This is a genomic window from Streptomyces sp. NPDC043685 (assembly GCF_056436585.1).
In genome coordinates, this window is sequence record NZ_JBWKCH010000003.1 from 332513 (window position 1) to 357129 (window position 24617).

General features: G+C 72.4%; 21 protein-coding genes and 2 pseudogenes. 9 read left to right on the top strand and 14 right to left on the bottom strand.

All coding sequences use genetic code 11. The features are described 5' to 3' along the window. Window positions 1–123: 123 nt before the first annotated feature. From AC0665_RS10715 to AC0665_RS10725, 3 genes are all read left to right on the top strand, one after another. A complete protein-coding gene (locus tag AC0665_RS10715; RefSeq protein ID WP_478606188.1) occupies window positions 124–330 on the top strand; it encodes a LysM peptidoglycan-binding domain-containing protein in 207 nt (68 codons plus the stop codon). A 180-nt stretch (window positions 331–510) separates the two neighbouring features. After that, entirely contained in the window at window positions 511–939 is a 429-nt protein-coding gene (locus tag AC0665_RS10720) for a peptidoglycan-binding protein (RefSeq protein ID WP_478606186.1), read from the top strand. 137 nt (window positions 940–1076) lie between these two features. Then, window positions 1077–2114 carry a hypothetical protein gene (locus AC0665_RS10725; RefSeq protein WP_478606184.1) on the top strand — a complete coding sequence of 346 codons (1038 nt, stop codon included), beginning with the start codon at window positions 1077–1079 and terminating at the stop codon, window positions 2112–2114. Between the two features lie 20 nt (window positions 2115–2134). Here AC0665_RS10725 and AC0665_RS10730 read toward each other — a convergent pair whose 3' ends face one another. Continuing rightward, window positions 2135–3418 carry an MFS transporter gene (locus tag AC0665_RS10730; protein WP_478508863.1) on the bottom strand — a complete coding sequence of 428 codons (1284 nt, stop codon included), beginning with the start codon at window positions 3416–3418 and terminating at the stop codon, window positions 2135–2137. A gap of 169 nt (window positions 3419–3587) precedes the next feature. Here AC0665_RS10730 and AC0665_RS10735 point away from each other — a divergent pair, with 169 nt between their 5' ends. Continuing rightward, window positions 3588–5639, top strand: coding sequence for a phosphocholine-specific phospholipase C (locus tag AC0665_RS10735; protein WP_478704835.1), 2052 nt, complete (start codon window positions 3588–3590; stop codon window positions 5637–5639). On the opposite strand, the gene AC0665_RS10740 is transcribed toward AC0665_RS10735, so the two are convergent. Both AC0665_RS10740 and AC0665_RS10745 read right to left on the bottom strand, forming a co-directional pair. After that, on the bottom strand, window positions 5629–6576 hold the full coding sequence (locus tag AC0665_RS10740) for a DMT family protein (RefSeq protein WP_478606180.1): 948 nt from the start codon (window positions 6574–6576) through the stop codon (window positions 5629–5631). The two genes, AC0665_RS10735 and AC0665_RS10740, sit on opposite strands and share 11 nt — an antisense overlap. Continuing rightward, a complete protein-coding gene (locus tag AC0665_RS10745; protein ID WP_478704836.1) occupies window positions 6573–7376 on the bottom strand; it encodes a phosphatase PAP2 family protein in 804 nt (267 codons plus the stop codon). The genes AC0665_RS10740 and AC0665_RS10745 overlap by 4 nt, the downstream gene beginning before the upstream one ends. A 167-nt stretch (window positions 7377–7543) precedes the next feature. On the opposite strand from AC0665_RS10745, the gene AC0665_RS10750 reads away from it, so the two are divergent. After that, a complete protein-coding gene (locus AC0665_RS10750) occupies window positions 7544–8152 on the top strand; it encodes a TetR/AcrR family transcriptional regulator (RefSeq protein WP_468632385.1) in 609 nt (202 codons plus the stop codon). A gap of 153 nt (window positions 8153–8305) precedes the next feature. On the opposite strand, the pseudogene AC0665_RS10755 reads toward AC0665_RS10750, so the two are convergent. Both AC0665_RS10755 and AC0665_RS10760 read right to left on the bottom strand, forming a co-directional pair. After that, window positions 8306–9310, bottom strand: a pseudogene (locus AC0665_RS10755) (hypothetical protein); the annotation flags it as partial. Window positions 9311–9685: 375 nt separating this feature from the next. Continuing rightward, a pseudogene (locus tag AC0665_RS10760) lies at window positions 9686–9802 on the bottom strand (DUF2510 domain-containing protein); the annotation flags it as partial. A 631-nt stretch (window positions 9803–10433) separates the two neighbouring features. Between AC0665_RS10760 and AC0665_RS10765 the strand changes: the two are divergent. After that, the gene (locus AC0665_RS10765; RefSeq protein ID WP_478606173.1) at window positions 10434–13118 is read left to right on the top strand and encodes an ATP-binding protein; all 2685 of its coding nucleotides are present in this window, start codon (window positions 10434–10436) and stop codon (window positions 13116–13118) included. Between the two features lie 43 nt (window positions 13119–13161). On the opposite strand, the gene pcaDC is transcribed toward AC0665_RS10765, so the two are convergent. Genes pcaDC through AC0665_RS10800 form a run of 7 tightly spaced genes read right to left on the bottom strand, consistent with a single transcriptional unit; the run spans window position 13162 to window position 19569 of the window. Continuing rightward, on the bottom strand, window positions 13162–14280 hold the full coding sequence (gene pcaDC / locus AC0665_RS10770) for a bifunctional 3-oxoadipate enol-lactonase/4-carboxymuconolactone decarboxylase PcaDC (protein WP_478606171.1): 1119 nt from the start codon (window positions 14278–14280) through the stop codon (window positions 13162–13164). Then, window positions 14277–15572, bottom strand: coding sequence for a 3-carboxy-cis,cis-muconate cycloisomerase (gene pcaB, locus AC0665_RS10775; RefSeq protein WP_478704837.1), 1296 nt, complete (start codon window positions 15570–15572; stop codon window positions 14277–14279). The genes pcaDC and pcaB overlap by 4 nt, the downstream gene beginning before the upstream one ends. Continuing rightward, a complete protein-coding gene (gene pcaG / locus AC0665_RS10780) occupies window positions 15569–16174 on the bottom strand; it encodes a protocatechuate 3,4-dioxygenase subunit alpha (protein WP_468632393.1) in 606 nt (201 codons plus the stop codon). The genes pcaB and pcaG overlap by 4 nt, the downstream gene beginning before the upstream one ends. Before the next feature lie 6 nt (window positions 16175–16180). Next, entirely contained in the window at window positions 16181–16954 is a 774-nt protein-coding gene (gene pcaH, locus AC0665_RS10785) for a protocatechuate 3,4-dioxygenase subunit beta (protein WP_468403905.1), read from the bottom strand. Between the two features lie 16 nt (window positions 16955–16970). Beyond that, complete coding sequence (locus tag AC0665_RS10790) at window positions 16971–18173, bottom strand: thiolase family protein (protein ID WP_478704838.1); 1203 nt, start codon at window positions 18171–18173, stop codon at window positions 16971–16973. Next, window positions 18170–18814, bottom strand: a complete 645-nt coding sequence (locus tag AC0665_RS10795) for a 3-oxoacid CoA-transferase subunit B (protein ID WP_478508853.1) — start codon at window positions 18812–18814, stop codon at window positions 18170–18172. Before AC0665_RS10795 ends, AC0665_RS10790 begins: the two co-directional genes overlap by 4 nt. Beyond that, on the bottom strand, window positions 18814–19569 hold the full coding sequence (locus tag AC0665_RS10800; RefSeq protein WP_363116845.1) for a CoA transferase subunit A: 756 nt from the start codon (window positions 19567–19569) through the stop codon (window positions 18814–18816). Before AC0665_RS10800 ends, AC0665_RS10795 begins: the two co-directional genes overlap by 1 nt. A 207-nt stretch (window positions 19570–19776) precedes the next feature. Between AC0665_RS10800 and AC0665_RS10805 the strand changes: the two genes are divergently transcribed. After that, the gene (locus AC0665_RS10805; protein ID WP_478606154.1) at window positions 19777–20241 is read left to right on the top strand and encodes a MarR family winged helix-turn-helix transcriptional regulator; all 465 of its coding nucleotides are present in this window, start codon (window positions 19777–19779) and stop codon (window positions 20239–20241) included. 19 nt (window positions 20242–20260) lie between these two features. Here AC0665_RS10805 and AC0665_RS10810 read toward each other — a convergent pair whose 3' ends face one another. Continuing rightward, on the bottom strand, window positions 20261–21253 hold the full coding sequence (locus AC0665_RS10810) for a DUF3048 domain-containing protein (RefSeq protein ID WP_478704839.1): 993 nt from the start codon (window positions 21251–21253) through the stop codon (window positions 20261–20263). A 221-nt stretch (window positions 21254–21474) separates the two neighbouring features. On the opposite strand from AC0665_RS10810, the gene AC0665_RS10815 reads away from it, so the two are divergent. Then, a complete protein-coding gene (locus tag AC0665_RS10815) occupies window positions 21475–22665 on the top strand; it encodes a zinc-dependent alcohol dehydrogenase (RefSeq protein WP_468403916.1) in 1191 nt (396 codons plus the stop codon). 6 nt (window positions 22666–22671) lie between these two features. Here the strand turns inward: AC0665_RS10815 and AC0665_RS10820 are convergent, their stop codons facing one another. Next, window positions 22672–23736: an ATP-dependent DNA ligase gene (locus AC0665_RS10820; RefSeq protein ID WP_478606149.1), complete on the bottom strand. Its 1065-nt coding sequence runs from the start codon at window positions 23734–23736 to the stop codon at window positions 22672–22674. A gap of 180 nt (window positions 23737–23916) precedes the next feature. Between AC0665_RS10820 and AC0665_RS10825 the strand changes: the two genes are divergently transcribed. Next, window positions 23917–24309 carry a peptidoglycan-binding domain-containing protein gene (locus AC0665_RS10825; protein ID WP_478705032.1) on the top strand — a complete coding sequence of 131 codons (393 nt, stop codon included), beginning with the start codon at window positions 23917–23919 and terminating at the stop codon, window positions 24307–24309. The last annotated feature ends 308 nt before the right edge of the window (window positions 24310–24617 follow it).

The following is a 24617-nucleotide window of genomic DNA, read 5'->3' on the forward strand; positions in this document are numbered from 1 at the left end:
GCCGCAACGGCCCTTCCGCCAGGCGGAAGTCACCTTCGGCAGAAGCGGTTTCCGAATCAAAAAGTGAAATCGAAACGGAATTCCGCACTTTGCTCTCGCGGGGAATTGTCTTAGGCTGGATGCATGGAAAAGGTGAAAACGCAGTTCTACGTAGTGAAACGCGGTGACAATCTCACCAAGATCGCGCGGATGCACCACGTGAGTCTGGATCAGCTTCTGGAGTGGAACCCGCAGATCGAGGATCCGGACCTCATCCACCCCGGCGATCGGATTCGTGTGGCCCCGCCCCGGGAATCGGGCGGAGAGGACGGTGAGTACGAGAGCGAATGACCAGAACAGAAAGCCGGTCGGCCCGTACGCGCAGCCGAATGACAGGCCTGCGTAACGGGCCGCCGCGCGCGCGAAAAACGCCGGTTGCGATTTCAGCGGAAGCCGTTTCCGCGTCAAAAAGTGAAACTGAAACGGAGTTCTCGACTTTTCCATGCCGGGTGATGCGATTAGTGTGGACACATGGAAAAGACGAGAGAGTTCTACACAGTGAAACGTGGCGACACGCTCAGTGAGATCGCGGTTATGCACCGCGTGACGCTGGACCAGATTCTGGAGTGGAACCCCCAGATCACGGATCCGGATGTCATTCGACCCGGACTGCGGGTCCGCGTGGCTCCCCCGGAAACGGAGGATGAGTTCGAACGATTTCCGGGAGCGGACTTCTTCCAGCCCTCCGTGAGCAGCCCGGTCATCGAGGCCATGGGCTATCGCCTCATCGACGAGGACTGCGGGGTGTACGCCGACGGGCCCGACATGCGGTGGAGCGAAGCGGACCGGAAGTCGTACGCGAATTGGCAGCGGAAGCTCGGATTCAGAGGCCAGGACGCTGACGGCATACCGGGCCGGAAGTCGTGGGACAGGCTGCGCGTACCCGCCGTCTACGAGTGACCGGAACCGCTCCGGGACGGCCACCGCGGACCGCTTGGCGCGCACGGGCGAAAACCCGGATCGCCTATCTCGAAGCCCAGCTGGAACGCGAGCGTGTCAAGCCGTGCTCCGAGGACCGCACGACACTCGTCGAGGGAATGCGGAGCCATCTGAAAAAGGCCGGAGCGGCTGCCGACGAGGATTTCGGATGGCGGCGTGCCTGGTCCGGATCGGCCGCGCGTGAGGGCGTCTGGTCGAACATACGCAGCGCGGAGGTGACGCTCCTGCAACTGGTCTCCGACGAGGAAGCCGCCGGACGTGCCAGCGAGGTCATGGCCCTGGTCAAGGATCATCTGGAAGCGGATGACCCCCGACGCGTCCGTCTGGGCCGGCGGCTGCGTTCCATCATCTCCGGCGAGATCTCACCGAGCGACCGTGACCTCATGGTCCGGGCGCTCGACGCCGCGTACAACGCCCTGGACGACGAGCTGGCCCGGGTGCGCAGCCTGCGCAACATCCTGTGGACGGCGACGTTCCTCGTCCTGCTCGGTGTGGCGGGCCTCGCCGTCTACGGCTCGTTCTTCCCGCAGTCGCTGAGCATCTGCTTCACGCCCAAGGTCGACCCCGGGGAGGCGAGCGGGGTCACCGTCGTGTGCCCCACCGCGGAGCATCCCGACGTGCCCGCGGGCACCCCCGCCAGCGAGCGGGCCGAGCCGAGGGACATCCTCACCGTCGAGATCGCCGGGCTCGCCGGCGCGGCACTCACCGTCATCGCCTCACTGCGCCGCATCCGGGGCACCGACTCGCCCTACATGCTGCCGTTGGCGTCGGCGGTGCTGAAGTTCCCCACCGGCGCCCTGTCCGCCTTCCTCGGACTGCTGCTGATCCGGGGCGCCTTCGTCCCCGGGCTCAGCGATCTCGACAGCAGGGCGCAGGTCCTCGGCTGGGCCGCGGCCTTCGGCGCCGCCCAGCACCTGGTGACCCGTCTGGTCGACGACCGCGCCCAGATGACGCTGGCGGAGGTGGGGCGGACGACCGAGGCCGTCGTCGACCCCGAGAGAGCCGCCGTCAAGGAGGGCAACGTGCCGGGAGAGGCCGGAGGGCCCGAACCGCCGGCCGCCTTCCAGGACGGCGAGGGACCGCGCCAGGGGGCACAGGAGGGGACGGACGGGGCTCGCCCACGAGCCAGGCCCTGACCCGTCGTCAGGCCGCCCGCTCACCGCCGCAGCGGTGCGTGAGCCGTCTCCGGAAGCCGCAGGTACACCACCGACGACACCAGGCAGATCACCGCGACGTACCAGGGGAACAGCCCCGCGTGCCCCTGCTCCTTGAACAGCGTGCCCACGTACGGGGCCGTGCCGCCGAAGAGCGCCACCGTCAGGGAGTAGGGAAAGCCGATGCCCGCCGCGCGCACCCGGGGCGGGAAGAGCTCCGCGTTCACGGCCGCGCTGATCGAGGTGAACCCGGTCAGCAGCACCATGCCCGCGCACTGCACGAGCAGCAGCACGGCGAAGGAGTCCCGCAGGGCGTGCAGCAGGGGCACCGCGAGCAGGGCGAAGCCCAGTCCGAAGAAGAGCAGCAGGGGGCGACGGCCGAAGCGGTCCGACAGCAGCCCGCCCAGCGGTTGCAGCAGGGCGAAGAAGGCCAGTGAGATGGTGCCCGCGAGCAGCGCGTCCGACTTCTCGATGCCCGCGTTGAGTTCGGCGTAGGTCGGCAGGTACGACGTCCACGTGTAGTAGGCGATGGTGCCGCCCGCCGTGATGCCGCCGATGAGCAGCGACTCGCGCGGATGCCGGCGCAGCGCCTCGAACAGGCCCGGGCGCGGCGCCTGCTGCTGCTCGGCGCTGCGGGTCTCCTGCGCGCCCTGACGGATCCAGAAGCCGACCAGGCTCAGCACGGCGCCGAGCACGAACGGCACGCGCCAGCCCCAGCCGTTCATCTGCCCGTCGCTCAGCGTGTCCACCAGCAGGGTCGCGATGCCGGAGGCGACGAGCTGCCCCACCGTCGTCGACACGTACTGGAAGCTGGAGAACAGCCCGCGCCGTCCGGGCCCCGCCGACTCGACCAGGAACGTCGTCGAGGCCGCGAACTCGCCGCCCACGGAGAGTCCCTGCAACAGCCGGGCGAGGACGAGGACCACCGGCGCCAGGACACCCACGGCCGCGTAGGTCGGCGTGAGCCCGACCAGCAGGCTGCTGCCGCCCATCAGCAGGATGGTGACCGTGAGGGCGGCCCGCCGCCCGTGCCGGTCCGCGACCGCGCCCATCAGCAGCCCGCCCACCGGCCGCATGAAGAACCCGACCGCGAACACCGCGAAGGTGGACAGCAGCGGCACCAGGGAGTTGTCCGCGCTCTTGGGGAAGACCTGGCCGGCGATGTAGGTGGCCAGAAACGTGTAGGCGTACCAGTCGTACCACTCCACGGCATTGCCCACCGAGGCGGCGAGGAGCTGGCGAACGGGCCGTTTCGTCGGCGGGGCAACCGTCTGCGTCTGCGTCACGCCTCTCACCCTCCCCCGGCGATGCCCCGGCGCACCGTCCGTACCGGCGACTTTCACACGAGTGTCACGTGCCCCTTCCTTGGCGTTTGGTGTCCCTGAAACACTCCTTCCGCGCAGATTCCGTCACGTTCCGGCCATCCAGCACCTCAGGATGAGAGGTCTGTCCTTCATGTCCGAAGTCAACCGGCGCCGTTTTCTTCAACTCGCGGGTGCCACCACGGCCTTCAGTGCCCTGTCCGCCAGCATCCAGCGCGCCGCCGCCCTTCCGGCGAACCACCGCACCGGGTCGATCGAGGACGTCGAGCACATCGTCGTCCTCATGCAGGAGAACCGTTCCTTCGACCATTACTTCGGCACCCTGAGAGGCGTCCGCGGCTTCGGCGACCCGCGTCCGGTCACCCTCGACAACGGCAAGCCGGTCTGGCACCAGGAGAAGGACGGCAAGGAGATCCTGCCCTTCCACCCCGACGCCGACGACCTCGGCATGCAGTTCCTGGAGGGCCTGCCGCACTCCTGGCCCGACGGCCACCAGGCCTACAACGGCGGGAAGTACGACCGGTGGGTGCCGGCCAAGGGCAGCACCACCATGGCCTACCTGACCCGCGAGGACATCCCCTTCCACTACGCCCTCGCCGACGCCTTCACCGTCTGCGACGCCTACCACTGCTCGTTCATCGGCTCCACCGACCCGAACCGCTACTACATGTGGTCCGGCCACACCGGCAACGACGGCTCCGGAGGCGGCCCGGTCCTCGGCAACGACGAACTCGGCTACGGCTGGACGACCTACCCCGAGCGCCTGGAGCAGGCCGGCATCTCCTGGAAGGTCTACCAGGACATCGGCGACGGCCTCGACGCGAAGGGCTCCTGGGGCTGGATCCAGGACGCCTACCGCGGCAACTACGGCGACAACTCGCTGCTGTACTTCGACAGGTACCGCGACGCGAAGCCCGGCGACCCCTGGTACGACAAGGCCCGCACCGGCACGAACGCCAAGGCGGGCGAGGGCTACTTCGACCTGCTGAAGGCCGACGTCAAGGCCGGCAGGCTGCCGCAGATCTCCTGGATCGCCGCCCCCGAGGCCTTCTCCGAGCACTCCAACTGGCCCTCGAACTACGGCGCCTGGTACATCGCGCAGGTCCTCGACGCCCTCACCTCCAACCCGGAGGTCTGGTCCAGGACAGCCCTGTTCATCACCTACGACGAGAACGACGGCTTCTTCGACCACGTGGTGCCGCCGCTGCCGCCGAAGGACGCCTCCCGCGGCCTGTCCACCGTCGACGTCTCCCTCGACCTCTTCCCGGGAGACGGCAAGAACACGGCGGGACCCTACGGCCTCGGCCCCCGGGTCCCGATGCTGGTGGTCTCCCCGTGGAGCAAGGGCGGCTACGTGTGCTCCGAGACCCTCGACCACACCTCGATCCTGCGGTTCATGGAACGCCGCTTCGGTGTGCGCGAGACGAACATCTCGCCCTGGCGTCGCGCCGTCTGCGGCGATCTGACGTCCGCTTTCGACTTCTCCCGCAAGGACACGCGCCCCGCTCCGCTGCCCGGCACCGACGCGTACGAGCCGCAGGACCGCGAACGCCACCCCGACTACAAGCCGGTCCCGCCCGCCGACCCGCGCATGCCCCGGCAGGAACGCGGTCTGCGCCGCTCCCGGCCGCTGAAGTACGCCCCGCACGTGGACGCCTCGGTCGACGCGGCGGCCGGGAAGCTGACCCTCACCTTCGCCTCCGGCGCGAAGGCCGGCGGCGCCTTCCACGTGACCTCCGGCAACCGCACCGACGGCCCCTGGATGTACACCACCGAGGCCGGCATGACGCTCTCCGACACCTGGAACTCGGCGTACTCCCAGGGCTCCTACGACCTGACCGTGCACGGCCCGAACGGCTTCGTGCGCGTCTTCAAGGGCACGAACGGGACGGCCGGCTGCGAGGTCACGGCCCGCCACACCGGTGACGACATCCGGCTGACCTTCACCAACCAGGGCTCCGGCACGGCCCGTCTGAAGGTCGCCGACGGCTATGGCGGCCGGCCCGTGACCGTCACCGTCCGCCCGGGCGCGCGGGTGTGCCGGACCGTGGAACTCGCCGCGAGCCGCCGCTGGTACGACCTGACCGTCACCGTCGAGGGCGACAAAGCGTTCCTGCGGCGGTTCGCGGGACATGTCGAGAACGGGCGGCCGGGGGTGAGCGACCCCGCCGTCATCACCGTGTAGCCGTGGTGAGCCGTCCCGGGTCGTGCGGCCGGGGCGTCAGCGCCGGTTCGGCAGTGGCCGAACCGGGTTCCAGGGCCAGGACGGCGGCCACCGGGTGGTCGTCGTCCACGGCGGCGGCCGCCGGCGCCGCACGGCTGAGCAGCACCACGCCCCAGGCGGAGAGGCCGGACCCGGCGAGCGCGAGCAGCACGCCCGCCGGGCCGCCCTGGAGCCGCTCCCCGAGCAACGACAGACCGATCACCGCAGCGGCCAGCGGGTTGGCCAGGGTCACCATCGCCAGCGGGCCGCCCAGACCGCCCCGGTACGCCGTCTGCGACAGCAGCAGCCCGCCGGCCGCGAAGGCCGCCACGAGCAGGGCCACCCCGACCACCTGGACGCTCAGCACCGGCCCGGACCGGTCCGTCGCTGCCACCGTCACGGTCTGGGTGAGGGCCGAGGCGACCCCGGAGGCGAGACCGGACGCGGACGCGTGCCGCAGCCCGGGCCGGGTGCCCGGCCGGGACAGCATCCCGATGAGCGCCGCGGTGGCGCCCGCCACGGCCAGCGCCTCAGGAACGCTCAGCACGCCGTCCGGCGCCGGGCCGGACGCCGTGACCAGGATCGCGCCGAGCCCCAGCAGGGTCAGCGCGGTGCCCTTCCACTCGCTCGCGCTGACCCGCCGTCCCGCCATCCGTGCCCCCATGGGCACCGCCGCGACCAGGGTGAGCGCGCCGAGCGGCTGGACCACGGTCAGCGGCCCGTACCGGAGGGCGACGACGTGCAGCAGCGCGGCCGACGCGTTCAGCCCGACCGACCACCACCAGGCGCCGCTGCCGAGCAGGCCCGTCGTGCGCGCGCCGGGAGAGCGGGAGGCCAGCCGCTCCTGGGCGACCGCGGCGGCCGCGTAGGCGACGGCGGAGACCAGGGACAGGGCGACGGCGATCAGCACGGCGTTCATCGGCCGGCTCCCACGAGTGTCCGCTCGTCCCGCCGGACCGGCACGAGGCCGCCGTGGGTGCGGCCGGGCGTGGTGGCCGTGCGGTGCGGCAGTGGAATGAACACGAGCGCGAGGCCGAGCAGGGCCGCCGCCACGATCGCGTCGAGCCAGTAGTGGTTGGCGGTGCCGACGATCACCAGCAGGGTCAGCAAGGGATGTGCCGACCAGAGCCGGCGCCACCGCGAGCGGGTCGTGACGATCAGGCCGATCGCCACCATCAGCGCCCAGCCGAAGTGCAGCGACGGCATCGCGGCGAACTGGTTGGACAGGGAGTCCGTCGCGGGATTGCCGTAGACCGACGGCCCGTACACCTGCGCCGTGTCCACCAGGCCGGCCGCCGCCAGCATGCGCGGCGGTGCGAGCGGGAACAGCAGGTGAAGCACCAGCGCGGCGGCCGTGACCACCGCCAGCACCCGGCGGGCCCAGACGTAGTGGGCCGGGCGGCGCAGGTAGAGCCAGACCAGGAAGGCGGCGGTGGCCGGGAAGTGGACGCTCGCGTAGTAGGTGTTCGCCACGTGCACCAGTCCGTCACCGTGCAGCAGCAGCGACTGCACCGCCCCCTCACCGGGCAGCCGGACCGCTCGCTCGAAGTCCCACACGCGCCCCGCGTTGTGGAAGGCCTCGCCGGTGTGGCCCGTGGCCAGCTGCCGGCCGAACTTGTAGACGAGGAAGAGCCCTGCGACGAGCAGGAGCTCCCGGACGAGCGGCGGTCGCGCTATCGCGTCGGACCCCGCCGGCGCAGGCTCGGTGCGGGCATTCATCCCCCGGCCCCTTCGGTGACGGTGGTGCTGTTATCGGTACGAGAGCGTACCGATACGCCAGTGTACCGATACGGCTGCGTACCGGTACACTGGCGTATCGATAGACGAAGGACACATCGCCGGCCTGGAATTTTCCGGCCGCCCGACGAAAGCCAGGAGCACCGCCCATGACGTCGCAGGCTGCGGACCGGCCCGAGCCGGTCGGTGTCACGCGCCGCTCCAAGATCACGCCCGAGCGTGAGCAGGAGTTCTACGACGCCGTGCTGGAGCAGCTGCGGGAGTGCGGCTACGACGCCGTCACCATGGAGGGGATCGCCGCCAGCACCCGGTGCAGCAAGTCCACGCTCTACCGGCAGTGGAAGACCAAGCCGCAGCTCGTCGCGGCGGCGCTGCGCTCACACCGGCGCACACGCTGCATCGACACCGGCTCGCTCGCGGACGACCTGCGCGAGGCGGCCCGGGCGGCGGGAGAGCTGTCGGGCCGGGACACCAAGCTGCTCCAGGCGCTCGTCCACGCGGCCCCCCAGGACCCGGAGTTGCAGCGCGCGCTGCGCGAGGCGCTGGTCGAACCGGAGATCGCCGCGCTCAAGGAGATCATCCGGCGCGGGATCGAGCGGGGAGAAGTGCCGGCCGATCACCCGGCGCTGGAGTACATCCCGGCGCAGATGTTCGGCGTCCTGCGCATCCGGCCCGTTCTGGAGGGCGAGTACGCGGACCCCGACTACCTGGTCCGGTTCGTGGAGGCCGCCGTGCTGCCGGCACTGGGCCTGACCTGAGACCCGGGCCGCCGTCCGTCGGATGACCGGACGGTGACCCGACCGCGCCGACCCGTGGGGACGGGGGCGGCGCGCACCCCCCGGCCGGGTGGGGTTCCCCTGTGAGCGGCGGGGGCGCCCCACCCGGCCGACAGGCGTCCGGGAGGCCGGGCGTCAGACGTCCTGGCCGTTGCCGCCGCCCGTCGACACCTTGATGCCCTTGGTGATGTCGTCCAGCACGCTCTCCGTCTGGTCCGCGTCGACACCGAAGCGCACCACGACCATGCGCTTCGCGTTCGCGGGGGAGGGGAACGCGAGGGACTCCACGATGCCGTCGGCGCCCTTGCTCGTGACGGCCTTCCAGCGCACCAGGTAGCCCTTCTGCCCGGCCACGGTCACGGCCTTGGACTCCAGCACGTCGTGGGAGGTGATCCCGCCGTAGGACTTGCCGCCGTAGGACTCCTCGGCGTTCGCCGCGATGTCCGCCTTGGCGATCTCCTCGGCGGTGGTGCCCTTGGTGCGGAGGGCCAGGGCCGGGGCCGAGTAGGCGCCGCCCTTGGTGCAGGTCGAGGAGGTGTCGCCCGGGCACTTGTAGGAAGCCTCGGAGGTCACCTGCGCGCCGGCCCTGGCCTGCTGGCCGTACCAGCCCTTCGGGATCGGCAGACTGATCCCGCTGACCGTGTCGGTCACCGAACCGCTCCTGATCTTCGGCGGCTCGGACTGCTCGGGCCGCGGACTCGGCCCGCCGGGCCCGCCGTCGCCGCCGTTGCCTCCGGACCCTCCGGATCCACCCGAGCCGCCGGATCCGCCCGGCCCGCCGAACGGGCCGCCCTGGCCCCCGGGGGCGCCCGGCCCGCCAGGTCCCTGCGAGGTGGGCGAACCGCCCCCGCCGCCGTTGTCCGTCAACGCGTAGACGCCCACGCCGATGCAGGTGAGGACGACCACGGCGGCGGCGACGGCGGCACCGATGCGCAGCCGTCGCCCCTTCCCACCGGGAGGCGCGGCGGGAGGGGCGGGGTAGGCGGCGTATCCGGCAGCCCCCGGATACGCGCCGCTCCCCGGCTGCCCGGCAGCCCCCGCATAGCCGGCGGCCGAGGGACCCCAGACCCCCGGGTGCTGTCCGGCTCCCGCCTGCCCGGCGGCGCCGGGACCCCAGCCCTGCGCGGCCTGCCCGGCGGCACCTGAGCCGAAGGCGCCCGCGGTGTGCCCGGTTCCGGCGTGCCCGGGGGCATTCGGCCGGCCCGCGGCACCATCCGCCTGCCCGGCCCCGGGCCCTTGGGCGGCAGCCGGTGCACCGCCGTCGGCCGTCTGCCCGGGGGCGTCCGTCTGCCCGGCCGCTCCCGGGGCTTCGGCCCCGGTCGGCTGTCCGGCTCCCTGCGGATCGGCGGCAGCAGGTGCACCGGCACCGGCGGCCTGCCCGGCGGCAGCCGGTGTCGCCGTACCGGCCGGACCGGAATCCGGTGTCCCGGCGGGCGGCGTCTCCGGTGCCGGCTGCCGCGTCGGTATGGAGTCGGCGGACGCCGGGCCCGGCGGGGGACCCCAGGTCGCGGGCGGCCGGGCCGGGCGGATGCGGTCCGTCCAGGCCTTGCCGTCCCACCAGCGCTCCGTGGCGGGCCCGTCACTTGTCTGTCCGGGATCGGCGTACCACCCGGGAGGAGTCTCCTGCGTCATGCCCCCACCGTATGAGGCGTCGGTGAAAGAGGCATGAGAGGAGTCGGAACCGGCTGTTCCAGCGGCAGCCCCAGCTCGTGCGGCGTGCGCGAGGGCATCCCGCGCGGCGACTCCGCGAGCATCGCCCCCCCAGCACCGGGTCGGGCGTCCCGTCGCCCGCCTCCCCACCCGCAGACAGCCCCCGATCGGCGTCGTCGCCACCGTCCTCAGCGTGATCACCGGGACCGGCACCGGACGCCGCCCCCGGACGCCCGGTCGGCCGGAAAGCGCCGCCCCCGCGGGCCGGAGGAAGAACGCGAGCCCGAACGATGCGTACTCGCGCCGCGACGACCGTCGCGAAGGCAGCCGTGGACGCCGGACCGGTACCCCCCGGCGAGGCCGCCCACCGGCCCCGCGATCAACTCCCCGACGACCGCAGCGTGTGTGCCCGTCGTCGCTGAATGAGCGTCACTTCCCGTGTCTTTGCCCGTCGTTGACCTGAAGACGGCTGGTGACGGGCCGGGTGCGTCGCCCGGCCGCACCCGGTGTCACCCGTCACGGCAAGAGGTGCCCCGACCACCCTCCACTCCGGCAATCGGACGGCTACGCTCGACGTCTGTACGTCGTTCGGGCGACTTGGGGAGGTAACGGGATGACGGAGGTACGGCCCAGGGCCGCCGCCTCGGCTTCCCTGTGGGAGCGCGACGAGGAGGTCGCCGCCGTGACGCGGGCGGTCGACCGCCTGTGCGCGGACCGTTCCTCGTCCGGCGGACTGCTGGTCTTCCGGGGCGAGGCCGGGCTCGGCAAGACCGCGCTGCTGGCCGAAACCCGCCGCATCGCCGAGGCCCGCGGGTGCCAGGTGTGGTCGGCGCGCGGCGGCGAGACCCTCAGGTCGGTCCCCTTCAACGTGGTACGGCAGTTGCTCCAGCCGGCGCTGGTGTCGATGCTGCCGGAGGAGGCCCGCGAGTACCTCGGCGACTGGTACGACATCGCCGGACCCGCGCTCGGCATAGCGGAGCCGGGGGACCGGCAGGCCGACCCGCAGGGCGTGTGCGACGGCCTCGTGGCGGCGGTGCGCCGGCTCGCCCGCCGGGACTGGCCGCTGGTCCTGCTGATCGACGACGCCCACTGGGCCGACCAGGAGACCCTGCACTGGCTCGCGGCACTCGCCGATCGCCTGGACGAGATGTCCGTCCTGGTCGTCGTCACCCGCCGCCAGGAGGAGGTCTCCGGTGCGAGCGCCCGCCACCTCGACGCCGTCGGCGCCGCCGCGGACGGTCCCGTCACGACGCTGAGCGCCCTCACCCCGGACGCCACGGCCGGACTCACCCGCGCCACCCTGGGCGAGCACGCCGACGCCGCGTTCTGCCGAGAGGTCTGGGCCGTCACCGCCGGCAACCCCTACGAGACCGTCGAACTCCTCGCCAAGGTCCAGGACAGCGAGCTGGAACCCATCGAGGCCCGGGCCGGCGAGCTGCGCGAGCTGAACCGCTCGGCCCGCGGCGGCGGCCTCGTCGCCCGCCTGGAGGAACTCGGCATCGACGCCACCAGGTTCGCCTGGGCCGCCGCCATCCTCGGCACCGGCATCTCCGTCGACCTGGTCGCCAAACTCGCCACCCTGCGCCCGGACGACGCCCGCCGCTGCGCCGAACTCCTGCGCACCGCCCGCATCCTCACCGCGCCCGACCCGGCGACAGGCCGCAGCGCCGACGGTGATTTGGAGTTCGTCCACCCGCTGATCGCCACCGCCGTCTACAACTCCATCCCCGACGCCCTGCGCACCGCCATGCACGGCATCGCCGCCCGGATCGTCTCCGACGAGGGGCACGGCGCGGCGGCCGCAGCCCGCCACCTCCTGGAGGTCCACCCGGACGACGACGAGGAACTCGTCGGGCAACTGCGGGAAGCCGCCCGCGAGCACCTCGCCGTCGGCGCCCCCGACGCCGCCCGCCGCTGCCTGGAGCGGGCTCTGGAGGAACCGCCCCGGCCCGAGTCCCACCCGCACGTCCTCTACGAACTCGCCGAGGCGACCTTCCTCACCGCGCCCGCCCGCACCATCGGCCATCTGCGGACCGCGCTCGCCATGCCCGGTCTCGACGGCGACCAGCGGGTGGACGCCGTCTTCCGGCTCTCCCAGGCGCTCCTGCACAACGACCAACTGGAGGAGGCCGTCCGCACGGTGGAGGCGGAGGCCGCCCGGCTCCAGCCGGGCCCCGCGCGCATGCGGCTGCAAGCCGTGCACTTCATGTGGGAGGGCCTGTACGCCGGAGAGGCCACCTCACCCGGCCGCTCCCAGCGGCTCGCCGACCTCGCGAGCACCTGCACCGGCCGGGACAACTCCGAACGTGCCTTGCTCATCCTGCGCGGCTTCGACGCCCTGATGCACGGCGAGAACGCCGAGGAGGTCGCCGAGCTGTGCGACCGCGCCCTCGTCAACGGCCGCCTGGCGCCCGGACTCGGCTGGACCGACACCGAGTGGGGCATCGAACTGCTGCTGATGCTGGCCAACGCGTACGCCTTCACCGACCGCCTCGACCGCGCCGAGACCCTCTACAACGAAGGGCTGCGCGCCTACGAGACCGCCGGCTGGAGCGGCGGCCACCTCGCCCTGGCCCACGCCTACGTCGGGATCGGCCACCGCAGGCGGGGCCGGCTGCGGGAGGCGGAGGCGTCCCTGCGCGAGTCGCTGCGCCTCGCCGAGCGGGTCGGCCGTGGCCTGCCCCTGTACTGGTCCGCCACATGCAGCCTCGTCGACACCCTGCTCGCCCGCGGCCAGGTCGAGCAGGCCTGGGACGTCGCCGAACGCCACGGCTTCGCCCCGCCCTACCCGTCGACCATCGTCCTGCCCGACCCGCGCTCGGTGCGTGGCCGGCTGCTGCTGGCCGTGGGCCGCACCAAGGACGGCATCAACGAACTGGAGGCCGCCGAGAAGGCGGCGGCGGCCCGCGGACACCACAACCCGGTGCTCGTCCCCTGGGCGACCGACCTGGCCCGCGCCCTCAGCACCGAGGACCCGGACCGGGCCGCCCGGCTCGCGGTCGACGTCCGGCGCCGGGCCGAGCGCTTCGGCACGGACACCGCCATAGGGGAAGCCCTGCGCTGTGCCGCGGTCCTGGAGACCGGCCAGCGCGCGGTCCGGCTCCTCGCCCAGGCCGTCACCTACCTGGAGGCCTCGCCCTGCCAGTACGAGCACGCGGCGGCCCGCATCGAGTACGGCATCGCCGCCCGCTCGGCGGCCGACCTGCACCGCGGCCTGGACCTGGCGGTCTCGTGCGGGGCCGACGGACTGGCAGAGCGAGCCCGGGCGGCGATCGCGTCCGGCGCCGGACCGGCGTAGTCGCGGCGCCGAGCCCTTCAGGGCCGCGTCCTGAAGGGCCGGGTCAGCAGGAGCCGTCCTCGTCCGCCAGCACCCGCTGGGCCGTCGCGAACGCCGAGTTCGCCGCCGGCACCCCGCAGTACACCGCCGTCTGGAGCAGCACCGCGCCGATCTCCTGCGGAGTGAGCCCGTTGCGACGGGCCGCGCGGACGTGCATGGCCAGCTCGTCGTAGTGGCCGTGCGCGACCAGCGCGGTGAGGGTGATCATGCTGCGTTCACGGCGCGACAGGGTCGGATCGGTCCAGATCTCCCCCCAGGCGTAGCGCGAGATGAAGTCCTGGAAGCGGGCGGTGAAGGGGCTCTGCCGGGCCTGCGCCCGGTCCACGTGCGCGTCGCCCAGCACCTCACGCCGTACGGCCATGCCCCGCGGGGCCCCCTGGCCGAAGTGGGCGCGCAACGCGGTCAGCACGGCCTCCGGGCACTGCGCGGGCGCCAGGTGCGAGGCGCCCGGCAACTCCACGAGCGTCGCGCCCGGCACGGCGTCGGCGATCTCCCGCAGATGCGGAGGCGGGGTCGCGGGGTCCTCGCGGCCGGCGATCAGCAGGGTCGGCACGGTGATGCCGTCCAGCCGGTCCCGCAGGTCGAACGCGGCGAGCGCGTCACAACAGGCGGCGTACGCGGCCGGGTCGGCTTCCCGGTGGTCCCGGACCAGGCGCGGCACGGTGAAGTCCCCGGCGAACCAGCGTGCGTCGGCGCCGTCCGCCAGTCCGTCCAGCCCCTCCCGGCGTACCAGAGCGGCCCGCTCCTGCCACGGCCCGGCACCGTTGAAGTGCGCGGACGAGCAGATCACGGCCAGCGACGACAGGCGCCGCGGGTGGTGCACGGCGAGATGCAGTCCCACGGCCCCGCCCAGCGACACCCCCGCGTACGCGAACCGTTCGATGCCGAGCGAGTCGGCGAGCGCCAGCACCAGCCCGGCGAGGTCACCGACGGTCGCGCCCTCCTCGATGAGTCCGGCCGCCGAATTGCCGTGCCCCGGCAGGTCCCAGCGCACCACCCGATGGGTGATCGACAGTTCGGGCGCCACCTCGTCCCACAGGGCGTACGAGGTGCCGAGGGAGGGACCGAGCAGCAGCGGGGGAGCGGAAGCCGGGCCTTCGGCGTGGTGGTCGAGGAGGGTCAACGTCGCTCCAGGGCACGGTCGGTGAGGGTCCCGGCGGACCCCGTGTAGTGGGTGGGGTCGAGATCGGAGTCCGCCAACTCAGGTGCGTCGGCGAGCGGTTGCCCCTGTGCCGCCAGGCGGGTGAGGAGTTCCTTGGCCCGGGCCCGGCCCAGCACCGGGGTCAGCTCGGCGGACAGCCGCTCCGAGACGATCAACCCGCCCGTGAGGTCCAGGTGTTCGCGCATGGCCTCTGGCCTGACCCGCAGCCCCTCCGCCAGGCCGGCCGCGTCCCGGGCGGCTCCGCCGACCAGCCGCAGCAGATCCCGCAGCGGCTCCCACTCGGCGTGCCAGGCCCCGGCCGGACGTTCGTCCTCCGCGGCCATGGCGCCGTACAGCGTGGCCGCCAGTTGCGGTGCGCGGCGCGCGGCGGAGGCGATCAGGGTGGACCGCACGGGGTTGGACTTGTGCGGCATGGCGGACGATCCGCCGCCGGTGCCCTCCACGACTTCGCCGATCTCGGTGCGCGTCAGGGTGAGGACGTCCACGGCGAGTTTGCCCAGGGCGCCCGCCGTGAAGGCGAGGCACCCGGCGAGATCGGCGATGGGTGTCCGCAGGGTGTGCCAGGGCAGCTCGGGCGCGCGGAGGCCGAGTTCGCGGGCGTAGACCTCCGGCAGCCCTGCCGGATCACTCGCGCCGTACGCCCCGAAGGCCGCCAGCGTCCCCGCCGCGCCGCCGAGTTGGGCCGGCAGCGACTCCCGCACGGCCCGCACCCGGTCCCGCGCGTCCAGCACCAGCGACCGCCACCCGGCCGCCTTCAGCCCGAACGTGGTCGGCACGGCGTGCTGGGTGAGGGTCCGCCCCGGCATCGCGGTGTCGCGGTGCTCGGCGGCCAGCCGGGCAAGGGCCCGTTCGGTGCGGTCCAGGTCGTCGAGGACCGGGTCGAGGGTCCGCACGGCGACCAGCATCGTCGCCGTGTCCATGATGTCCTGGCTGGTCGCGCCCCGGTGGACGTAGGGCCCGTAGGGCTCACCCACGGCCTTCGTCAGCTCGGCGACCAGGGGGATGACCGGGTTGCCGCCCGCGCGGGCCCGCTCGGCGAGGGAGCGTACGTCGAAGGCGGCGGCGCCGGCCGCCTCGGTCACCGCCGTCGCCGCCTCGGCGGGGGCCAGCCCCGTGGCGGCCTGGGCGCGGGTCAGAGCGGCCTCCGCGTCGAGCAGCGCCCGCAGATACGCCCGGTCGCCGGTGGTGGCCGCGGCCGTCGAGCCGGCCCATCCGGGGGCGAGCAGGCCGGTGTCGCCCGAGGGAGATGTCACTGGAACTCCAGGAAGACCGTCTCGCCTTCGCCCTGAAGGCGGATGTCGAAACGGTACGTGCCGTCCCCCTCCTCGGCGGCGATCAGCGTGTCGCGGCGCGTGTCCTCGAGCCCGGACAGCAGAGGATCGGCGGTGAGCGCCGCCGTGTCGCCCGGCAGATAGATCCGGGTGTACAGGTGCACGAGCAGTCCCCGCGCGAAGACGCACACACTGATGTAAGGGGCGCTTTGGCCGCGAGCGCCGGGCCGCAGGGTGCGGGCGTACCAGTGGCCGTTCGCATCCGTCTGGATGCGGCCCCAGCCGGTGAACTCCACGCCGTTGCGCCCGAGGAAGCCGCCGGAGGCCGCATCGCGCCGCATAGAGCCGTCGGCGGTGGGCAGGTTGCCGTCGGGGTCCGGCCCCCACAGCTCGATCAGGGCGTCGGGCAGCGGCGTGCCCTCGCCGTCGGTGACGTAGCCGTGCACGGTGATCGTGCCGGGGTGGCCGAGGGGTGCGATGTCCTCGCCGCCGCGAAACGGCAGGGCGTGGCCGTAGAACGGGCCCACGGTGTGCGAGGGGGTGGGCAGCACGCTCTCCGGGCGGCTGGGGTCGATCTTCGTCATGGCTGGTCAGCGCCCTTCTTCGATCCAGGTGGCGTGCGGGCCGTCGAGCACGATGTCCCAGTGGTAGCCCATCGAGAACTCCGGCACCGACAGGCTGTGGTCGTACGTCGCGACCAGCCGCTGCCGGGCCGCGTCGTCCGTCACGGACTGGATGATCGGGTCGTGGGGGAACAGCGGGTCGCTCGGGAAGTACATCTGCGTCACGAGCCGCTGCGTGAACGCCGTGCCGAAGAGCGAGAAGTGGATGTGGGCCGGCCGCCAGGCGTTGAGGTGCTGGCGCCAGGGGTAGGGGCCGGGCTGGACGGTGGTGAAGTGGTAACGGCCGTCCGCGTCGGTCAGAGTGCGGCCCACCCCGGTGAAGTTGGGGTCCAGCGGGGCGTCGTGCTGCTCGCGCTGGTGGGCGTAGCGGCCCGCCGAGTTGGCCTGCCAGATCTCCACGAGCTGGCCGCGCACCGGGCGTCCGTCGCGGTCCAGCAGCCGTCCGGACACGGTGATGCGCTCCCCGATCGGCTCGCCGTGGTGCTGCCGGGTGAGGTCGTTGTCGATCTCGGTGATGTCCCGCTCCCCGAAGGCGGGGGAGGACAGCTCCACCAGCTCCGGGTCCTTGCCGACGTCGATGGTGACCGGCGGCTGCTTGGGATGACGCAGGACCGACGAACGGTACGGCGCGTAGTCCCGCCGCGGCTGGTGCTCGACGGGTCCCCCGTCGGCGAGCCGCTTCTCGTACGCGGCGTGCGCGGCCGCGATCTCCTGGTCGATGTCGTGCTGAGTGAGCGTCATGGGACTCCGCGTTTCGTCAACGTTCGAGGACAAGGGCGAGCCCCTGGCCCACCCCGATGCACAGCGCGGCGACACCGACGCCGCCACCCCGCCGGGCCAGTTGGTGGGCCACGGTGCCGGCCAGCCGGGCCCCGGACGCACCCAGCGGATGGCCCAGGGCGATCGCGCCGCCCTGCGGATTGAGGATCGCGGGATCGAACTCGGGCCACTCGGCCACGCATCCCAGCACCTGCGCGGCGAACGCCTCGTTCAGCTCCAGTACGGACAGGTCGCCGAAGCCCCTGCCCGCCTTGGCCAGCGCCCGGTTGACCGCTTCCACGGGCGCCAGCCCGAAGTAGTGCGGGTCGGTCGCGGACACACCCGTCGCGCGGACCCGGGCGAGCGGCTCGCGGCCCGTGGCCCGCAACCCTTCGTCGTCCACGAGGAGGAGCGCCGCCGCGCCGTCGTTCAGCGGGGAGGCGTTGCCGGCCGTCACGGTGCCGCCCTCGGTGCGGAAGGACGGTCTCAGCCCGGCCATCGCGGCCAGGGAGGCATCGGGCCGGACGCACTCGTCGGCGGCGAAGAGCACCGGCTCGCCCTTGCGCTGCGGAATTGTCACGGGCACCGTCTCGGCGTCGAACAGGCCCTCGGCCTGGGCCCGTGCGGCCTTCTCGTGGCTGCGCAGGGCGAACTCGTCCTGCTGCTCGCGGCCGATCCGGTGCTTGTCCGCGATGAGTTCGGCCGACTCGCCCAGCGGGATCGTCCACTGCGGCTCCATCCGCGGGTTGACCATCCGCCAGCCGAGGGTCGTCGAGTACAGCTCGGTGTGCGCGGCCGGGAAGGGCTTGTCGCTCTTCGGCAGCACGTACGGCGCCCGGGTCATGGACTCGACGCCGCCGGCCAGCGCGATGGACGCGTCGCCGAGCGCGATGGCGCGGGCCGCCTGGATCACGGCCTCCAGCCCCGAGGCGCACAGCCGGTTGACCGTCACACCCGGCACGGACGTGGGCAGGCCCGCGAGCAGCGCGGCCATCCGGCCCACGTTGCGGTTCTCCTCACCGGCCCCGTTGGCATTGCCGACATACACGTCGTCGATCCGCTCCGGGTCCAGCTCCGGTGTACGGGCGAGGAGTTCACGCACGGCGTGCGCGGCCAGGTCGTCCGGGCGCACACCCGCCAGCGCTCCGTTGTAGCGGCCGATCGGTGTGCGGACCGCGTCGACGAGGTAGACGTCCTTCACTTCAGGCCCTCCGGAACGGTCAGTTCGGCGCCGGTCCCGGCGACGATCTCGTCGGCGCCGACGCCCGGCGCGGTCTCGACCAGGACGAGACCGTCGTCGGTGACGTCCAGGACGCCGAGGTCGGTGATGATCCGGTCGACGCAGGCCTTGCCGGTCAGCGGCAGCGAGCACTCGGCCACGATCTTCGGCGAGCCGTCCTTTGCGGTGTGCGTCATGACGACCACGACCGTACGGGCGCCGTGCACCAGGTCCATCGCCCCGCCGATGCCGGTGATCAGCTTGCCGGGAACGGCCCAGTTGGCCAGGTCGCCCCGCTCGGAGACCTGCATGGCGCCGAGCACGGCCACGTCGATGTGCCCGCCCCGGATCATCGAGAAGGACAGCGACGAGTCGAAGAAGGAGGCGCCCGGCAGGACCGTGACGGTCTCCTTGCCGGCGTTGATCAGATCCGGGTCGACCTGCTCCTCGGTTGGGTAGGGGCCGGTGCCCAGGATGCCGTTCTCCGACTCCAGGACGACCTCGACACCTTCGGGAAGGTGGTTCGGGATGAGCGTCGGCAGGCCGATGCCGAGATTGACGTACTGCCCGTCCCGCAGCTCCCGTGCCGCCCGGGCGGCCATCTCCTCGCGCGTCCAGGCCATCAGGACCTCACCGTCCGCTGCTCGATCTTCTTGTCCGCCGCCTGCTCCGGGGTGAGCGCGAGCACCCGCTGCACGAAGACGCCCGGCAGGTGCACCGCGTCCGGGTCGATCTCCCCGGGCTCCACCAGTTCCTCCACCTCGGCGATCGTGATCCGCCCGGCCATCGCGGCCAGCGGGTTGAAGTTCCGGGAGGACTTGTTGAAGACCAGGTTGCCGTGCCGGTCGCCCTTCCAGGCCCGGACCAGGGCGAAGTCGGTGCGGATGGCGCGCTCCAGCACGTACTCGGTGCCGTCGAACTCCCGGACCTCCTTCGGTGGCGAGGCGAGCGCGACGCCGCCCTCACCGTCGTAGCGCCAGGGCAGCCCGCCGTCGGCGACCTGGGTGCCCACGCCGGCCGGGGTGTAGAAGGCGGGGATCCCGGCGCCGCCGGCCCGGAGCCGCTCGGCCAGCGTGCCCTGCGGGATCAGCTCGACCTCCAGCTCCCCGGCCAGGTACTGCCGGGCGAACTCCTTGTTGGCGCCGATGTAGGAGCCCGTGACCCGGGCGATCCGGCCGGCGGCGAGCAGGACGGCCAGGCCCGACTCCATCGCTCCGCAGTTGTTGGACACCACCGAGAGACCGGCCACGCCGCGCTCGTGCAGCGCCTCGATCAGCACGTTCGGCACGCCGCTCAGCCCGAAACCGCCCACCGCGAGCGACGCGCCGTCCGGCACGTCGGCCACCGCCTCCAGGGCTGTGGCGACCACCTTGTCCATCCGAGAGGCCCCCATCTCTTCCGCGCGACCCGACCAGATTAATCAGGGCACTGACTATTTCCGCGAGCTGCCCCTCACGCTGCCACCGGGACAGGAAGGCGTCAAGACCTCGGTGAATAGACTGGGCGACCGGTGCGCAGGAGGCAGACAGGGCTCGGCACGTTGCGTATTGTTCAGTGCACCGACGAAAACGACCGAGGGGTGCACATGGCGGCCGCGGACCTCACCACCCACCCGGGGCACCTGGCCCGGCGACTCCAGCAGGCGCACTACCTGCTGTGGAACGCGATGGTCTCCGAGGAGATCACCTCGCCCCAGTTCGCGGTCCTCAACGCCCTCGTCGCCGAACCCGGCCTGGACCAGCGCACGGCGGGGGAGCGGGTGGGGCTCGACCGGTCCACCGTCGCCGAGGTGATCAGCCGGCTCGGCAGGCGCGGTCTGCTCGACAAGGTCCGCGACCCCCAGGACGGCCGCCGTTTCCTGCTGCGCCTCACGGACGAGGGGGTGCGCACGCATCGCAGGCTGACCGTGCGCACCGCCCGGATGAACCAGGTGTTCCTCGCCCCGCTGACCGCCGACGAGCGGACGGTGTTCTTCGACCTCATCCGCCGTGTCGCGGACGCGGCGGAGGGGCTGCGCCACCCCGAGGAGCCCCTGGCGGCGCCCCGCTGACCGACGCGGCCCGGGCCGGTCAGGACGCCTTGGCGAACACCACCCACACCTGGCCCTTCGCGAAGTTCACCGGCTGGCCGTCACCGGTGGTGAACGAGGTGCCGTCCGCGGCCTTCTCGCGCTTCCAGTTCACCTCCCAGGACCGCCCGTCGCGCAGCACCTCCGCCTTCCCGGAGCCGACCGTCTCGGTGTAGGGGGTGTTGTTGCCGAGGAAGTCGCGGAAGGCGGACTCGCGCACCTTCACGTGCTGCACCACGACCGTGGCCGGTGCCAGCGGCTTGCCGTCGGACGTCGCCGCGGAGCCGCCGTCCATGCCGACCAGCCAGCGATCGCGCGAGTCCGACCAGGTGAAGGTGAAGCGGGCCGCCGGGTAGCGCACCGTCCGGGAGTCCGTCGCCGTGCCGCCGGAGGGCGCCGGGCCGTAATGGAAGCCGGTGGTCAGGGCCGCCCTGCCCGGGGCCTCGGGCAGCAGCCGCCCCGGCCGGAGGTAGAGGTTGTGCGGGGCGGGCCGGTCGTCGCCGCGGAAGTAGGCGTCGGCGGCGTCGGACGGGGTCTCGGCCCGCAGCGGAGCCCGGCCGATCAGCGGCAGGAGCTTCGTCTGCGCGCCGGAGAAGGCGAGGGCCGGTCGGTCGAACTGGCGCAGCAGTTCGAGATCCGACTCGCGTGCGCTGCGCACCGGCCCGACCGCCTCGGGCAGCCGGGTGGCGTAGACCGCCATCAGCCGGCTGAGCCCGCCCTCGACCTGCTCGGCGTAGACCACGTCCGCGGCGCCGACACCGCTGTGCGGACGGGCCGGGCTCGTGTTGTCGATCTTCACGGCCAGTACGGACGGACCCGTGGCTCGCGGCGAAGCCGTCCGATGATTCTCCCGGTCCGTTCCCCGCCCGTCGTCGCCCGGTCCGCTCCCGCCCGTGCAGCCCGCCGCGGCGGCCGTCGTCAGGGCGGCCAGCAGCGCCGCCGTCGTCGCGGTGCGCCGACCGCGCACGCCCCGTCCTCTGCCCACCGTCGTCATCGCGCCTCATGTCATCGATGTGTCTAGATTGTGCGCTTATCTGACCATCGACGCCCATCGTCGAGCGGTTTTGGCAAGTCGGTGTCTCCCCGGTGTCCGCCGATCGGCCCACGGTCCGACCCGGCGGCGGGGCGGACCGGCCCGGGGTTCGGTCCGGGCGGCAGGGGTACCCGGGCGGCGCCGACCGACCGACGCGCAGCCGACGGAGGGAGCCCGAGGCGATGAAGGCAGTGACCTGGCAGGGCAAGCGGGACGTGCGGGTGGAAGAGGTGCCCGATCCCAGGATCGAGGAGCCCACGGACGCGATCATCCGCATCACCTCCTCGGGGCTGTGCGGATCCGACCTGCACCTGTACGAGGTGCTCACACCGTTCATGACCCCCGGGGACATCCTCGGCCATGAGCCCATGGGCATCGTCGAGGAGGTGGGCGCGGGCGTCCCGGACCTCCAGGTCGGGGACCGGGTGGTGGTCCCGTTCCAGATCGCCTGCGGCACCTGCTGGATGTGCCTGACCGGCCTGCCCACCCAGTGCGAGACCACCCAGGTCAAGAGCGAGGGCATGGGCGCGCCCCTGTTCGGCTACACCCGCCTGTACGGCGCGGTGCCGGGCGCCCAGGCCGAGTACCTGCGCGTCCCGCAGGCCCAGTTCGGCCCCATCAAGGTGCCCGAGGGGCCGGCCGACGACCGGTTCGTCTACCTGTCCGACGTACTGCCCACCGCCTGGCAGGCGGTCGCCTACGCGGACGTGCCCCAAGGCGGGAGCATCGCCGTGCTCGGCCTCGGGCCGATCGGCGACATGGCCTGCCGCGTCGCCCAGGTACGGGGCGCCGGACGCGTCTTCGGCGTGGACCTTGTGCCGGAGCGGCTGCGCCGGGCCAAGGCCCGGGGCGTGGAGACCTTCGACCTGCGCTCCTTCGACAACGAGAAGGAACTCGTCGAGGCCATCCGCGACCAGACCGACGGCCGCGGCCCCGACGCCGTCATCGACGCCGTCGGCACGGAGGCCCACGGCAGCGCGATCGCCAAGCTGGTGCAGAACGCCGCCGCCGTGATGCCGCGCAAGCTGAGCGGCCCGATGTCCGAGCGGTTCAGCGTCGACCGGCTCGCCGCCCTGTACACCGCCATCGAGCTCGTGCGCCGCGGCGGCACCATCTCGCTCTCCGGTGTCTACGGCGGCATGGCGGACCCGCTCCCGATGCTGACCATGTTCGACAAGCAGATCCAGCTGCGGATGGGCCAGGCCAACGTCCGGCGCTGGGCCGACGACATCATCCCGTACCTCACCGACGAGGACCCGCTCGGCGTCGACGACTTCGCCACGCACCGCGTGTCGCTGTCGGACGCGCCGCACGCCTACGAGATGTTCCAGCGCAAGCAGGACGGCGCGGTCAAGGTGCTGATGCAGCCCTGAGCACCCTCAGGTGCCGAGGATCTCGGCGAGGTCGTAACGGACCGGCTCCTCCAGCTGCGCGTAGGTGCAGCTCTCAGGAGTCCGGTCCGGGCGCCAGCGGCGGAAACGGGCCGTGTGCCTGAAGCGCTGCCCGTTCTCCATGTGGTCGTACGCCACCTCGGCGACCCGGTCCGGCCGGAGCGGCACCCACGACAGGTCCTTGCGGCCCGACCAGCGGCTCGGCGCCCCCGGCAGCCGGGCCTTCTCATGGGCGGACTCCTGCGACCAGGCCGCCCACGGATGCCCCGACACGTCGTCCATGCGCAGCGGCTCCAGCTCCTCCACCAGCTCGGCGCGCCGCTTCATCGTGAACGCGGCGGACACCCCCACGTGCTGGAGCGTGCCCCCTTCGTCGTACAGCCCGAGGAGCAGCGAGCCCACCACCGGGCCGCTCTTGTGCAGGCGGTACCCGGCGACCACGACATCCGCGGTCCGCTCGTGCTTGATCTTGAACATGGCACGCTCGTCCGGCCGGTACCGCACGGTCAGCGGCTTGGCGATCACCCCGTCGAGACCCGCCCCCTCGTACTCCTCGAACCACTGCCGCGCCACCTCGATGTCGGTGGTCGCCGGCGCCAGGTGCACCGGCGCCGCCACCCCCGACAACGCCCCGAGCAGCCGCTCACGCCGCCCGGTCAGCGGAACGTCCATCAGCGACTCGTCGCCCAGGGCCAGCACGTCGAACACGACGAGCGAGGCCGGCGTCCGCTCGGCCAGCGTCCGCACCCGGGAGTCCGCCGGATGGATCCGCTCGGTCAGCGCGTCGAAGTCCAGATGACCCTCCCGCGCGATCACGATCTCCCCGTCCACCACGCACCGCTCCGGCAACCGCTCCCGCACGGCCGTCACCAGCTCGGGAAAGTACCTGGTCAGCGGCTTGCCGGTCCGGCTGCCCAACTCGACCTCGTCCCCGTCACGGAACACGATCGCCCGAAACCCGTCCCACTTCGCCTCGTACTGCATGCCCACGGGGATCGCCGCCACCGACTTGGCGAGCATCGGCAGGACAGGGGGCATCACGGGCAGATCCATGGATCGACCTTACGAGTGGTCCACGGGGCCCGCCTGTTGTGCGTGGCGTCCGTAGAGCGGCACGTCATCTGCGGTTTCCGCGCGCCCTGAGTGCAGCGACGGCTGGGCGTTCCCCGCCAGATGCAACGGGGGTGACGCAGGGGGACGATGGGACAGAAGCGCCCTCTGGAGGTGATGAGGATGCGACGTGCGTGCGCCGCCGCTGCGGCCCTGGCTCTTCCGCTCGCCTTTGCGGCAGGCCCGGCCGCCGCAACACCGCAAGGCACTCCCCCGTCCCAAAGCGCCAGGGTCCTCCCGGCCCAAGGGGGGCCGACGGACATCTGCGACTACACCGACCGTCGGCCGAACTTGCAACGCGGGTCTTCCGGGGCTGCCGTGCGGCAAGCTCAGTGCTATCTGAACGAGGCCACTGGCGCCGACCTTGCCGAGGACGGGGACTTCGGTCAGGAGACGCGCCGGGCAGTGAGGTACTTCCAACGTTGCGCCGAGATCGTCGCCGACGGGCGCGTCGGTGCTCAGACCTGGTCGTTCCTCTCCTTCTGGGCCAACGATCCGAACGCGCCCTTCTGCTGATCACACGGGGACGCCCGGGTGCGCCTCGAGCGGATTACGGCACTGCCGTACCGGTCGCACTCAGCCTTCACGGGGTGCATCATGCCCTGTCGATACACAGCACCCCGGGGGGACCATGCGCACACGTACAGCCATCGCCGCAACCGTGATGCTCGGCGCAACCGCCACAGCGTGCGGCAGCAGTGGCAGCGGCAAGCCCGCGCCCACCGTCACCGTCACCAGGACGATCACCGCCCCGCACGAGCGTCGAGGTCACAGGGTCCTCGGGCGGCGACATGCCGAAGCCGGAGTTCCCGATGGGCAAGAGG